Source organism: Vreelandella rituensis (assembly GCF_003336665.1).
GTDB lineage: Bacteria > Pseudomonadota > Gammaproteobacteria > Pseudomonadales > Halomonadaceae > Vreelandella > Vreelandella rituensis.
On sequence record NZ_QPIJ01000002.1, the window covers coordinates 89,014 to 101,725 of the forward strand.

The following is a 12,712-nucleotide window of genomic DNA, read 5'->3' on the forward strand; positions in this document are numbered from 1 at the left end:
CCTTATGCCCATGAAGCTGTTCGACAAGATTCCCCGCGAGCGTCCGGCCACGCCGTTGCTCGACTCCTTTGATCATCCCGCTGCGCTGCGGGCCATGAACGCCAAGCAACTGGCCCAGCTCGCCGATGAATTGCGCGCTTACCTCCTGTACAGCGTGGGACAGAGCGGCGGCCATTTCGGTGCCGGGCTCGGCGTGGTGGAACTGACCGTGGCCCTGCATCAAGCCTTCGACACGCCCTTCGACCGTCTGGTCTGGGATGTCGGCCACCAGGCCTATCCCCACAAGATTCTCACCGGGCGCCGAGACGCCATGCTCAGCATCCGCCAGCACGGCGGCCTGGCTGCCTTCCCCCGGCGCTCCGAGTCCGAATACGACACCTTCGGGGTGGGTCATTCGAGTACCTCGATTTCCGCCGCCCTGGGCATGGCGCTGGCAGCGCGTGCCCGGGGGGAAAAGCGCCGGGTGTGCGCCGTGATCGGCGATGGCGCCTTGACCGCCGGCATGGCCTACGAAGCGCTGGCGCATGCCGGCCATGTCGACGCCAACCTGCTGGTGATACTCAACGACAACGAGATGTCGATCTCGGAAAACGTCGGCGGGATTGCCACCTACCTGGCGCGAGTGCTTTCCAGCAAGCCCTATCTGAAGATGCGCGAAGAAGGCAAGAAAGTACTTTCGCACCTGCCCGGCGCACTGGAACTGGCGCGGCGAACGGAAGAACACATGAAGGGCATGGTCAGCCCGGCCACTTTATTTGAGGAAATGGGCTTTCATTACATCGGCCCGCTCGACGGCCATGATCTGGAAATGCTTACTCAGACATTGCACAACCTGCGCGACCTCGAGGGTCCGCAATTTCTGCATATCAAGACCTGCAAGGGTAAAGGCTTTCTTCCGGCCGAAGCAGACCCCATCGGCTACCACGCCATCACCAAGCTGGAAAAACCCGCCGCCGCCAAGTCGCCGCCCGCCCCTGCGAAACTCGACCCGTCGCAAGCCGGCCCTGTAAAACGCAAGTACTGCAACGTGTTCGGTGAATGGCTGTGCGACATGGCCGCCACCGATGCGCGCCTGATCGGCATTACCCCGGCGATGCGCGAAGGCTCCGACCTGATCCGCTTTTCCAAGGAGTATCCCGAGCGCTACTTCGACGTGGCGATTGCCGAACAGCATGCGGTCACCTTGGCGGCGGGCATGGCCTGTGAAGCCATGAAACCGGTGGTGGCGATCTACTCCACTTTCTTGCAGCGCGGCTATGACCAGCTGATTCACGATATCGCCGTGCAGCACCTGGATGTGACGTTCGCCATCGACCGCGCCGGTCTGGTGGGTGAAGATGGCCCCACCCATCACGGCAGCATGGACCTTTCCTTTCTGCGCTGCGTACCCGACATGGTGATCCTGGCCCCGGCGGATGAGGCCGAATGCCGCGCCATGTTAAGCGCCGCCTACCACCACCCAGGCCCCGCGGCGGTCCGTTACCCGCGCGGCAGCGGCCCTGGCGCGGTGATACCCGACCATCTCGAGCCACTTGAAATCGGTAAGGCCGAGCTGCGCCGCACCAGCAAAAAACAGGGAACACGCATTGCCCTGCTGGCGTTCGGTAGCCTCAACACCGCGGCTGCCGAGGTCGCCGAACGCCTGGATGCCACCTACCTCAACATGCGTTCGGTCAAACCGCTGGACCGCGATGCCGTGCTTGCCGCCGCCGACGACCATGAGCTGATCGTCACGCTGGAGGAGAACGTGATCGCCGGTGGCGCGGGTAGCGCGGTCAACGAACTCCTCGCCGCCGAAGGCGTCCAGGTGGAAGTGCTCAACCTGGGCCTGCCCGATGCCTTTGTGGAGCACGGCACGCCCGCCGAGTTACTCGCCGAATGCGGTTTGGACGCTGACGGCGTCGAGAAAGCCATTCGCACCCGCTTGCCCGAGGGCTGATTACTCAATGCAGTATTTTTCGAGATTCCTATGCTATTTCTGATATTGATTTTTGCCCTGCTGGGCTATGCGTTCGGCGGCCCCTTGGGGATATTGATCGGCGGTGGTCTGGGGTGGTGGCTTGCCCGCCGGATTCGTCGCGGCCTGAACATGGTACGCGTTCGCACCCAGACGCAGTTCCTGGATTCGGTTTTCTCGGTGATGGGTTGTCTGTGCCAAGCCGATGGCAAGGTGACCGAAGGCGAATTGGGTGCTGCTGAAAAGCTATTCGACCAACTCCATCTTCAAGAGCAGCAACGTACTCAGGCGCGTGCGGCCTTCGAGCGCGGCCGGGCCGATGACTTCGACCTGGACGCCGAACTGGCCGAGATTCAACGCCTGACCAAGGGGCAGCGCGCCCTGCGTCAGGTCTTCCTGCAGGTTCAGCTTGCCGCTATTGCCGCCGACGGTGTGCTCCACCCTTCCGAGCACGAGATGATTCTGCGCGTGGCTCGCGGACTAGGATGCAGCGAGGCGGAAGTCCAGCAGATCGAAGCGATGCTCCACGGGGCGGCGGCAAACTCCCAGGGCGCCAGCGAAGAAGCACTCAAGGATGCCTATCGCGTGCTCGGCGTCGAGGAAGAGGCCAGTGACGCCGAACTCAAGAAAGCCTACCGCCGCCTGATGAGCCAGAACCACCCCGACAAGCTCGCCGGCAAGGGCCTGCCCGACAGCATGCGCGAAGTCGCTCAGGCACGTACCAGCGAAATCACCAATGCCTATGAGCGCATTCGCAAGGCTCGCGACGCCTAAGGGTTGGGTGTTTTGCTCTGAAAGGCCTCAAGACCGCCAGGTCAAATGCTGGGTCAACATCTCGCCCAGCGCCTCGACGGCGGGCCAGGAAGCCGCGGAGACGTGGCGTCCGTAATGCAGTTGGGCCTGACAGCTTGATAAGGGCGGCAAGCCGTCGGTCCCGCCCAATTCGCGCATGGTCGGGGTCAGCCGACTGCGCTCCAGAATGCTGATGGCCAACCCCGATTCCACCGCGGCTTCCAGCACATGAATACTGGTGCTGGTGAAGACGGCATGCCAGGCACGTCCCACGGCTTCCAGGGCTTCGACGCCCAAATGGCGGTAAGGACAATTCAGTGGATGCAGCGCCAATGGCAGCGGCTTATCCGCCGCTACCGCCAACTCCCTGGCGCTGGCCCACACCGGCATGGTTTGCCACAGCGGCGTGCCCCCCGCCAGCGAATGGGGGCGATCCAGGGCGACGATCAACGAGAGGTCGCCCTTTTCCAGCTGCTTGACCAGGTCGCCACTGGTGGCCGTGACGGCCTCCAGCACCACCTCTGGATGGCGGGCCGTGAAATCGGGCAGCAACCTTCCGACAATCCGTGTCGCATAATCTTCCGGCATTCCGAAGCGCACCCGCCCGCTCAGCCCCCGCCCCGTCATTCGCGCCACCATGCCATCATGCTGACGCAGCAATTCGCGCGCTTCTCCGAGTAGCACCTCGCCGCTCATGGTGGGTGTCATGCCCCTTGCGCTACGCACCAGCAGGCGGGTGTCCAGGCTCGCTTCCAGGCGTTTGATCTGCATGCTCAGCGCGCTGACCGTGCGATGGCGTTGCTGGGCGGCCGCCGCCAAAGTGCCCAGACGCGCCACCACCACGAAGCTGCGCAGTGCCTCGAGATCCAGGGTGTTCAAGGGGGGTTCAGCCATATTGAACGCTCAGTGAAGTAATTGTCGATTCCCTGAAGACTGTATGCCTCCCAGACTGTCGTCACAAGTCACATGACACGCCCGGAGGCTGCATGACCGCTATCACGCGCCAGCTCTATCATTCATTGTCACATCCGACCCCGAGCTTTCTGGGGGGATGGATTGTCGCGGCAGGATTCGTAATTTGCTGGAGTAGCGGCTTTGTGGGCAGCCGGCTGGCCGTGGCCATCGACACACCCACCTTGGCGCTTTATGCCTGGCGTTTCGCGCTGGCTACCTTGCTGGTGGGGCTATGGTGGGGCTTTCGGACTTGCCGAAGCAGACGGGCTATCTATCTCCCGAGCCTTGCCCATGAGGCCTTGATAGGCAGCCTGACGGTGGGCATCTACTTGCTTGCCATGCTGTTGGCGGTAAAGGCCGGCGTCAGCGTCAATGTGGCGGCGCTGATTGGCGCCCTGCAACCCTTGGCCGCCATCACTCTGGCCGGTTGGTGGCTAGGCGAACGCTCCGTGCCGCTTCAATGGCTGGGCATGAGCGTGGCGACTCTGGGTGCCGGCGTGAGTGTGCTGGATGATTTTCAAGGCATGGGCGGTGCCCCGGCCTGGGCCTACGGCCTGCCGGTGCTGGCAGTCGCCGCCGTGACCCTGGGCAGCGTAATGGCGGCACGTCGGCCCGCGACACTGCCCCTGGAGGCCCGGTTAACCGTGCAGCTGGGCGCAGCCACGCTGGTCTTCTTTATGGCCGCCGGGTATCTGGACGCAGGCCGAGTGGCACCGCCGCCCTTGTCCATGGACACCTTCACCACCCTGACCTGGCTGATCGTGCTGGCGACCTTCGGCAGCTACGGCTTCTTCAACGAGAGCCTGCGGCTCTTCGGCGTCGGGCAAAGTGCCGCCCTGATCGCCCTGACCCCGGCGATGACATTGGGCTGGACGGCGCTGCTTTTCAAGGAACTGCCGGGGTGGCTGGGTGCCGCCGGCATGCTTCTGGGCCTGCTGGGGGCTATCGGCGCCCTTGCCGCCAAGCGGTCGACGCCTCGGGCAGTGCCTTCATTCAGGCCGTCGTCATCCGTTTGACGCTCTCATGGCGGACAACTAACTTGAGTCGGTACTCCCCGATAACAGCAAGAACAACCCTGATGGAGGCATGGCATGGATTTCCCTCCTTGGCAGCATGGCCGGTCTCGCAGCCGGCTACTGGCAGGTGCCCTGTCGTTGTTATTCGCACCTTCCCTTGTTTATGCCCAATCCGCTGAGACCGGCACGATACCACTCATGGAGAGCACGGATTGCCCCACCGAAGCGCTCAGGACCCTGGGCGCCGAGTGCTATACCTTTTACGGCGAGGAAAACTGGGATGAACCCAACGGCAATATCATTCGGATGCCGGTGGCGGTGATCGAGCCGGAAGGCAAAAAGACGGACGAGGTGCCGGTGTTCTTCTTTCCCGGAGGCCCCGGCTACTCCTCGCTGGGCAACCTGGATTACCTAGAACAGCTGCGCAAGGATATCGGCGAGCGCACCTTGGTGACAATGGACCATCGCGGCTACATCCACTCCGAACCGGCGCTGGAATGCCCCGACTACGCCCATGTCTCGCCCTACCACAACATCGTTCACACCCCGGCCATCACCTCCTCGCTCGACCCGATGCAGCGGCTCGAAAGCATCACCCGTGTCGTGGAAGACTGCTATGACAAGCTCGAGGAGGAAGGCATCGAGGTGGCCCAGTACAACCAGTACAGCGTGTCGCGGGATGTCGACGAGATCCGTCAGCTGCTCGACTACGAGCACATCGACGCCTTCGGCTCTTCGACCGGCAGCGGCACGGTGCTGTCGTACATTCAGTATCATCCGGAGAGCGTGCGCGCCGCGATTTTCGGCTGGCCCTGGTTCGCCCACCTGCGCAACCGGCCGCCCGTCGACGAGTTCTACACCGCCAAGCAGACCTTCAACGATGTGCTGGCGCTATGCGTGGCTGAGGATCCGGCATGCCGGGAGCTGCTGCCTGCCTGGCTACTCTCGGTGGACAGGGCCCGCCGAACCCTGGATGAGCGGCCCTTTGTGGCCACGGTCGAAGACAGCGATGGCCGCGAGAAAACCCTGTATTTCGACGGCGCCGCCTTTCTCGACACCCTCTACCTGTTTCTTCCCAGCGTCTATGCCGAGCTTCCGAGCCTGGTCACCGACATTCAGGCCGACGACTATTCACGTCTCGAGGACTTTTTCCTGATCGACGACTACAACCCGGAACCCGAAGCGCCCAACTATGCGCTGGGCTATTTCCTGGCCCATGTGTGCAACGACATGGGCAGCAACCGGCCCAGCCGTGACGACTCGATCGCCGCGGTACAGCGCGAACCCGCCATACTCGGCTTCGAGCCACCCTGGGTATGCGGCTGGTGGGGTGAAGATGGCGACGTGCCTCCCGAGCACAACGACCCGCCCGCCACCGACATACCGGCCCTGGCGATTCACGGCCAGATGGACCCCTGCTGCGGTACGCGCTGGAGCGAACACCTCAAGAAGACCATGCCCAACCTGCAGTTCGTGGAGTACCAGGGGCTGGGGCACAACCCCGTCAACGAATGCCGCTCGGCCATGGTCAACGCCTTTCTTGACGACCCGCATGCCGAGGTGGATGACAGCTGCAAGGATGAGGTAGAGCTCGAATCTTGGGTGATCGAACCGCCGCAATCGCAATCATCGAACCGCTGAAAGAACGCAGCCTATCGAACTCAGGTGCCAGACGTTAGCTACCACATTGCAGGCGCTTAACGCTGGGCAAGCGCTTGGCGAAACTCGGCATGATAGGCGCTCGCGTGCTGCACGGGGTTCGGCGGGAAGCGCTCGAGCTCGACGGCAAGATCGAAAAAGCCTTTAGCGGGTAATCCTTCGCCTCGCCTGCTGATCACCAAGGCGGCGATGAAGGGGCGTCGCTGCCCGGCGTCCTCGCGCATCAGCGCTTCGAGGGTCATGGCAACGCGCTGGATCGTTCGCGGCGGGCCAAGGCCCAGATCGTCGGCAAGTTGCTGGTAGGTTATCGGCAGCTGCGCCTCGGGTGTGGTTTCGAGGATCTTTCGTACCTGGGCCGCCAGGGGGGCGTTGCGGCTATCTGCATTCATGCCGGCTCCATGTGAATAAGGGCCAAAGAAGCACCTCACTCCTTGCGTTCGATGTCCACATCGCTGGCCTGGGTGAAGTCTCCCAGTGCCATCATGTGACCGAGCTTGCCCGCCTTGGTGGAAAGGTACTGCTCGTTATGCGGATTCAGGCCGGTGGTGATCGGCAGGCGTTCGGTGATGATCACCCCGTCCCGGGTCAGGGCATCCACCTTGCGTGGATTATTGGTCATCAGCCGAAGTGACTTGATGCCCAAATGATCGAGCATGGGGATGCAAAGATCATAGCGACGCATGTCGGCGCCAAAGCCCAGCTCCTCATTGGCCTGTACCGTGTCGCGACCCTGATCCTGAAGATGGTAGGCACGAATCTTGTTGAGCAGGCCGATCCCACGCCCTTCCTGGCGCAGGTAGAGCAACACCCCTCGCCCTTCTTCGGCAATACGCTTGAGCGCTTCCTGCAACTGATAGCCACAGTCGCAGCGCATGGAAAACAGCGCATCGCCGGTCAAACACTCCGAATGCACACGGCCCAGCACCGCCTCACCATCGGCCACATCGCCTAAGGTCAACGCAATGTGATCCTTGCCGGTGGCTTCGTCTTCGAAACCATGCATGGTGAATGTCGCCCAGGGAGTAGGCAGCTGAGAAGCGGCAATGAAGCGAATCGTCACGGGGTACCTCGGGATCAGCCACGCCAAGTCGGCAAAAGGGGAGCCATTCTAGCAGGAACCGGCGCCGGGCTCACGAATGTTGCGTATACGAAAGGCGCTGCCATGAAGCCATGGTTGATTCACCTGGCCCCGATCCGCCTGTATGGTGGAATCTCAGCTATTTTTTTAACAAGGAAGAAGCCTGCCCATGACGAACCAACTCAAGACCTTATATCTACTGCTGCTATTGCTGCTGGTTCCATTGAGCGCTCTGGCGAACGAGCCGCGCATCACAGAACACCAGGATTGGCGCAGTGTGTGCGTCGATATGCCGGAGGGGGAACGCTGCCAGGCCCAGCAATCACTGAACATGGAAAACGAGCAAGGCAGTAGCCGATTGCTGCTGGCGAGTGTCTTGCGCAATGGTGACGACGCACCGCCCATCCTGGAGCTGCTGCTACCCCTCGGGCTGGATGTGTCATCGGGTATCGTGATGCAAATAGACGACGGCGACGAAGTCCGCGTGCCTTTCGCGACCTGCCTGGAACAGGGCTGCTATGCCATTTTACCTATTGAAGGCAATCTCATGGATACCATGCGCAGCGGTAACGTGATTCGCATTGGGTTCCGGCCTTTCAATGCACGCCAGACCCATGCGGTGGAAGTGTCGTTGATAGGCTTCACCGCAGCGACCAACGCCTTGAAGTAACGGCGTGGATACACGCTCTATCCAGCGAGGCGATGCGTCGCTTCAGCCCGCTGTGGCGAAGCATCGCGAGCTTGTAGCGCGCCTGTACGTGCTATCTCACCTCCGCCCAACTCAAGTACAATGCAGGCAAATGTCTCAAGAGTCAGTCTTCCATGTCTATCCAACCTCTGCATAATGACCGTTTCCTGCGCGCCCTGGCGCGCCAGCCCGTGGACCGCACACCGGTATGGATGATGCGCCAGGCCGGGCGTTACCTGCCGGAATACCGTGCCTCACGCGCCGATGCCGGAAGCTTCATGGACCTGTGCCGCAACCATGACCTGGCCTGCGAAGTGACCATGCAGCCACTGGAACGCTACCCTCTGGATGCCGCCATCCTGTTTTCGGACATTCTGACCATCCCCGACGCCATGGGGCTGGGCCTTTACTTCGAAACCGGCGAAGGGCCGAAATTTCGCAAGACGGTGCGTACCGCGGAAGACGTCGCCGCGCTCAGCGTTCCCGATGCCGAGCGTGACCTGGGCTATGTCATGCGGGCGGTTTCCACCATCCGCCGCGAACTCAACGGTCGCATGCCGCTGATCGGCTTTTCCGGCAGCCCCTGGACGCTGGCCACCTATATGGTCGAAGGCAGCTCGAGCAAGGACTTCCGCCATGTGAAGACCATGCTCTACGACACGCCGGACACCATGCACCAGCTGCTGGATACCCTGGCGCTTGCGGTCACCGACTACCTCAACGCCCAGATTCGTGCCGGCGCTCAGGCGGTGCAAATCTTCGACACCTGGGGTGGAGCCCTTTCCACGCCGGCGTACCTGGAATTCTCGCTGCGCTACATGGAGCAGATCGTCGCCGGCTTGATTCGCGACCATGAAGGGCGGCGTGTGCCGGTCATCCTGTTCACCAAGAACGGCGGGCAGTGGCTGGAACACATCGCCGCCGCCGGCAGTGATGCCGTGGGCCTGGACTGGTCGACCGAGCTTTCCAATGCGAGGCAGCGCGTGGGGCATAAAGTGGCACTGCAAGGCAATCTCGACCCCAATGTGCTGTTCGCCCGGCCTTCGGCCATTCGTGCGGAAGTCGCCCGGGTACTGGACAGCTACGGAGAAGGGCCGGGGCATATTTTCAACCTCGGCCACGGCATCAGCCAGTTTACCAACCCGGACCACGTCACCGCCTTCATGGATGCGCTGCATGAACTCAGTCCGGCGTATCATCGCGGCATTGCCAGCACTGCCTCTCAGGGAGCCAAGTAATGACCTCATCGCTTGACGGCCAGTGGTTCACCGAAGTCTTTGACAGCCACGGCAGCGCCTTTTCGCTCAAGGTGAGCGAAAAGCTGCTCGACGTGCAGAGCCCCTATCAACACCTTGAAGTCTACGCCACCGAAACCTTCGGCAACCTGATGGTGCTGGACGGCTGTGTGATGCTCACCGATCGCGACAACTTCCTCTATCACGAAATGATCGCCCACCCGGCCCTGTTCACCCATGCCGACCCCAGGCGTGTGGTGATCATCGGTGGGGGCGATTGCGGCACGCTGAAGGAAGTGCTGCGTCACCCCGGGGTGGAAAAGGTCACCCAGATCGATATCGATGAAGAGGTCACCAAGGCCGCCGAGCGCTTCTTCCCCGCCCTGGTGGAAGCCAATCACGATCCACGTGCCGAACTGCTGTTCGCCGATGGCGTGAAATGGGTGGACGACACCCCCGATGAAAGCATTGATGTCCTGATCATCGACTCCACCGACCCGGTGGGCCCGGCGGAAGGCCTGTTCAAGACCGATTTCCTCAAGCGTTGCCACCGCATCCTCAAGCCCGGCGGTGTCATGGTGCAACAGAGCGAATCGCCGCTTTATCACAGCGGCTCGATCATTCGTGAACTGCGCCGGGACATGCAGGAAGCAGGTTTCGACAGCGTGGCGACGCTGCCCTTCCCGCAACCGGTATATCCTTCGGGCTGGTGGAGCGTGACCCTGGCGGGCAAGAATGCCGATGTCGGCGCTTTTCGTGAACAAGATGCCGCCTGCAACGAAATGCCCTTGGACTACTATACGCCTGAGGCGCATCGTGGCGCCCTGGTGCTGCCACCCTTCATGCGCCGGGCATTTGCCGAATAAGCGTAGCGAAGTGCTGCGACGTTGTTCGGTGGCGGGGCCACCGAACAACGCTCAATGCCAATAACGGCTCCAAGAACGATTCAAAGACAGTTCTAAAAACAGTACCGAAAACAATGCCAAGAAAGGGGAAAAGTATGCGCAACAAATTGATGGTGGGGATGGCCGCGCTAATGGCCGGGCCGTTACTGGCCCAGGCGGCGACGCTGGATGATGTGCTGGAAAATGACAGCTTGCGCTGTGGCGTGAATGCCGCCCAGCCGGGATTTTCCGCGCTCAGCGATGAGGATACCTATCTCGGCCTGGACACCGATGTATGCCGCGCCGTAGCAGCGGCGGTACTCGGCGATGCTGAAAAAGTCCAGTTCGTGCCGCTGGATTCGGTGGAACGCTTCACCGCGCTGCAGTCCGGCGAAGTGGAGATGTTATCGCGTACCACCACCTGGACGTCGAGCCGCGATACCAGCATGGGGGTGAACTTTACCGGCGTCAGTTATTACGATGGCCAGGCCTTCATGGTGGCCGGCGACCTGGGCGTTCAGAGTGCTCAGGAGCTGGATGGCGCAGCGGTTTGTACCCAGGCGGGTACCACCAGCGAGCTGAATCTGGCGGACTATTTCCGGGTCAATGACATGAGTTACGATCCGGTCATATTCGATGCTCCTGAACAGTCGATCATCGGCTTCGAAGAGGGCCGCTGTGATGTCCTGAGTTCGGACGCCTCTCAGCTCTACGCCCAGCGCATGCAGCTGAGCGATCCGGAAAGTGCCGTGGTATTGCCGGAAATCATTTCCAAGGAACCCCTGGGACCCGCCGTTCGCCAAGGTGACGATCAGTGGTTCAACATCGTCAAATGGTCGCTGTTCGCCATGATCAATGCCGAAGAGTACGGCATCAGCAGCACCAACGTGGATGAGATGCTGGACTCCGAAGACCCCAACATCGCGCGCATTCTGGGCCAGAGTGACAACTACGGCGAAGCCATGGGCCTTGAGGCCGACTGGGCCTACCAGATCATCAAGCAAGTGGGCAATTACGCCGAGATGTTCGACCGTAACGTAGGCCAGGACTCCGATTTTGCCATTTCCCGTGGTCTCAACGCCTTGTGGACGGATGGTGGCATTCTCTACGCACCGCCGATTCGCTGATTGCTTTCCCGCTGATCCCTCCGAGAACTGTTTTCTAGAGCTATTTTCAAGAGCTGTCTTCAAGAACGATTCTCGAAACCCTGCAAGACCCTGCCGAGCAGATATCGGCAGGGTTCTGCGACCCCACGAACAGTCTGTTTCACCCCAGCCCCAGCGCCTTTTCGAGTCGTTTTCGTCGAGCGTTGAAAGCTCGATGAATTCACAGCCATACCCATGTTGGCACCTTCTTTGCTAGGTTTTAGGGTACATGCTTAGGCATGCATCATATTATTTTCGTAGGTGGGGAACTCACATGCTGAACAAGAAACACTTGGTACTGCTGGCGTCAGCCGGCACCTTGGCACTGACGGGCGTGACGACCGTTCAGGCCGATACGCTTGAAGATACACGCAACAACGGCGCCGTACAGTGCGGTGTCAGCGATGGTCTGCCGGGCTTCTCTTCTCCCGATGACCAGGGCAACTGGCAAGGGCTAGATGTGGACGTATGCCGCGCGGTGGCCGCTGCGGTGCTCGGTGATTCCGAAGCCGTGGACTACATTTCGCTGAATGCCGTGGAGCGCTTCACCGCCCTGCAGTCCGGTGAAGTCGATGTCCTGTCGCGTAACACCACCTGGACCACCACCCGTGATACCACTCTGGGGCTGAACTTCACCGGCGTGAACTTCTACGACGGCATCGGCTTCATGATCAATCGTGACCTGGGCGTTGGCAGTGCCAAAGAGCTTGATGGGGCGGCCATCTGCGTTCAATCCGGGACTACCACCGAACTTAATGTGGCCGACTACTTCCGCGCCAATGACATGCAGTTCGACCCCATCGTTTTCGACACCTCCGAACAGACCGTGGGCGGCTATCAGGCGGGGCGCTGTGACGTCCTGACCTCCGACACCTCCCAGCTGGCCGCACTGCGCATTCAGCTGGACAACCCTAAAGGCTCCATGATTCTGCCGGAAATCATTTCCAAGGAACCGCTGGGGCCCGTGGTTCGTCAAGGGGATGACACCTGGTTCAACATCGTTAAATGGTCGCTGTTCGCCATGATCAATGCTGAGGAATATGGTATTAACAGCGCCAATGTCGACGACATGCTGAGCTCCGAAGACCCCAACATCGCGCGTATCCTGGGCCAGAGTGACAACTACGGCGAAGCCATGGGTCTCGAGGCCGACTGGGCTTATAACATCATCAAGCAAGTGGGCAATTACGGTGAAAGCTTCGACCGTAACGTGGGCATGGACTCCCCGCTGGAAATCGAACGGGGCGTCAACGCTCTATGGACAGAGGGCGGCATCCAGTACGCACCGCCGATTCGCTAAGCGT

The 12,712-nt window shown here is 61.0% G+C and carries 12 protein-coding genes; 9 read left to right on the forward strand and 3 right to left on the reverse strand.

The annotated features are described in order from the left end of the window. The first annotated feature begins 4 nt into the window (after positions 1 to 4). Positions 5 to 1,939: a 1-deoxy-D-xylulose-5-phosphate synthase gene (dxs, locus tag DU506_RS02205; RefSeq protein WP_114485433.1), complete on the forward strand. Its 1,935-nt coding sequence runs from the start codon at positions 5 to 7 to the stop codon at positions 1,937 to 1,939. A gap of 30 nt (positions 1,940 to 1,969) precedes the next feature. Continuing rightward, positions 1,970 to 2,731 (forward strand): co-chaperone DjlA, encoded by a 762-nt coding sequence (gene djlA / locus DU506_RS02210; RefSeq protein ID WP_114485323.1) that lies wholly within the window; start codon positions 1,970 to 1,972, stop codon positions 2,729 to 2,731. A gap of 27 nt (positions 2,732 to 2,758) precedes the next feature. On the opposite strand, the gene DU506_RS02215 is transcribed toward djlA, so the two are convergent. Further along, a complete protein-coding gene (locus DU506_RS02215; protein WP_114485324.1) occupies positions 2,759 to 3,643 on the reverse strand; it encodes a LysR family transcriptional regulator in 885 nt (294 codons plus the stop codon). Between the two features lie 92 nt (positions 3,644 to 3,735). Between DU506_RS02215 and DU506_RS02220 the strand changes: the two genes are divergently transcribed. Together DU506_RS02220 and DU506_RS02225 are read left to right on the forward strand one after the other, a co-directional pair. Next, positions 3,736 to 4,719: a DMT family transporter gene (locus DU506_RS02220; RefSeq protein ID WP_114485325.1), complete on the forward strand. Its 984-nt coding sequence runs from the start codon at positions 3,736 to 3,738 to the stop codon at positions 4,717 to 4,719. Between the two features lie 75 nt (positions 4,720 to 4,794). Continuing rightward, positions 4,795 to 6,360 carry an alpha/beta fold hydrolase gene (locus DU506_RS02225; protein WP_114485326.1) on the forward strand — a complete coding sequence of 522 codons (1,566 nt, stop codon included), beginning with the start codon at positions 4,795 to 4,797 and terminating at the stop codon, positions 6,358 to 6,360. A gap of 56 nt (positions 6,361 to 6,416) precedes the next feature. Here the strand turns inward: DU506_RS02225 and DU506_RS02230 are convergent, their stop codons facing one another. Beyond that, complete coding sequence (locus DU506_RS02230) at positions 6,417 to 6,767, reverse strand: hypothetical protein (protein WP_114485327.1); 351 nt, start codon at positions 6,765 to 6,767, stop codon at positions 6,417 to 6,419. A gap of 35 nt (positions 6,768 to 6,802) precedes the next feature. Further along, the gene (ribA, locus tag DU506_RS02235) at positions 6,803 to 7,438 is read right to left on the reverse strand and encodes a GTP cyclohydrolase II (RefSeq protein ID WP_114485328.1); all 636 of its coding nucleotides are present in this window, start codon (positions 7,436 to 7,438) and stop codon (positions 6,803 to 6,805) included. Between the two features lie 187 nt (positions 7,439 to 7,625). Between ribA and DU506_RS02240 the strand changes: the two genes are divergently transcribed. From DU506_RS02240 to DU506_RS02260, 5 genes are all read left to right on the forward strand, one after another. After that, a complete protein-coding gene (locus DU506_RS02240; RefSeq protein ID WP_114485329.1) occupies positions 7,626 to 8,126 on the forward strand; it encodes an invasion associated locus B family protein in 501 nt (166 codons plus the stop codon). A gap of 152 nt (positions 8,127 to 8,278) precedes the next feature. Then, on the forward strand, positions 8,279 to 9,382 hold the full coding sequence (gene hemE, locus DU506_RS02245) for a uroporphyrinogen decarboxylase (protein ID WP_114485330.1): 1,104 nt from the start codon (positions 8,279 to 8,281) through the stop codon (positions 9,380 to 9,382). Continuing rightward, positions 9,382 to 10,245 (forward strand): polyamine aminopropyltransferase, encoded by an 864-nt coding sequence (gene speE / locus DU506_RS02250; RefSeq protein WP_114485331.1) that lies wholly within the window; start codon positions 9,382 to 9,384, stop codon positions 10,243 to 10,245. The genes hemE and speE overlap by 1 nt, the downstream gene beginning before the upstream one ends. A 134-nt stretch (positions 10,246 to 10,379) precedes the next feature. Then, entirely contained in the window at positions 10,380 to 11,390 is a 1,011-nt protein-coding gene (locus tag DU506_RS02255) for an amino acid ABC transporter substrate-binding protein (protein WP_114485332.1), read from the forward strand. Between the two features lie 292 nt (positions 11,391 to 11,682). Beyond that, positions 11,683 to 12,708: an amino acid ABC transporter substrate-binding protein gene (locus DU506_RS02260; RefSeq protein WP_114485333.1), complete on the forward strand. Its 1,026-nt coding sequence runs from the start codon at positions 11,683 to 11,685 to the stop codon at positions 12,706 to 12,708. Positions 12,709 to 12,712 lie beyond the last annotated feature (4 nt).

Bases quoted from the DNA above. Each gene is read 5' to 3' on its own strand.
- dxs (WP_114485433.1), top strand. From the start codon at position 5: ATGCCCATGAAGCTGTTCGACAAGATTCCCCGCGAGCGTCCGGCCACG.
- djlA (WP_114485323.1), top strand. From the start codon at position 1,970: ATGCTATTTCTGATATTGATTTTTGCCCTGCTGGGCTATGCGTTCGGC.
- DU506_RS02215 (WP_114485324.1), bottom strand. From the start codon at position 3,643: ATGGCTGAACCCCCCTTGAACACCCTGGATCTCGAGGCACTGCGCAGC.
- DU506_RS02220 (WP_114485325.1), top strand. From the start codon at position 3,736: ATGACCGCTATCACGCGCCAGCTCTATCATTCATTGTCACATCCGACC.
- DU506_RS02225 (WP_114485326.1), top strand. From the start codon at position 4,795: ATGGATTTCCCTCCTTGGCAGCATGGCCGGTCTCGCAGCCGGCTACTG.
- DU506_RS02230 (WP_114485327.1), bottom strand. From the start codon at position 6,767: ATGAATGCAGATAGCCGCAACGCCCCCCTGGCGGCCCAGGTACGAAAG.
- DU506_RS02240 (WP_114485329.1), top strand. From the start codon at position 7,626: ATGACGAACCAACTCAAGACCTTATATCTACTGCTGCTATTGCTGCTG.
- hemE (WP_114485330.1), top strand. From the start codon at position 8,279: ATGTCTATCCAACCTCTGCATAATGACCGTTTCCTGCGCGCCCTGGCG.
- speE (WP_114485331.1), top strand. From the start codon at position 9,382: ATGACCTCATCGCTTGACGGCCAGTGGTTCACCGAAGTCTTTGACAGC.
- DU506_RS02255 (WP_114485332.1), top strand. From the start codon at position 10,380: ATGCGCAACAAATTGATGGTGGGGATGGCCGCGCTAATGGCCGGGCCG.
- DU506_RS02260 (WP_114485333.1), top strand. From the start codon at position 11,683: ATGCTGAACAAGAAACACTTGGTACTGCTGGCGTCAGCCGGCACCTTG.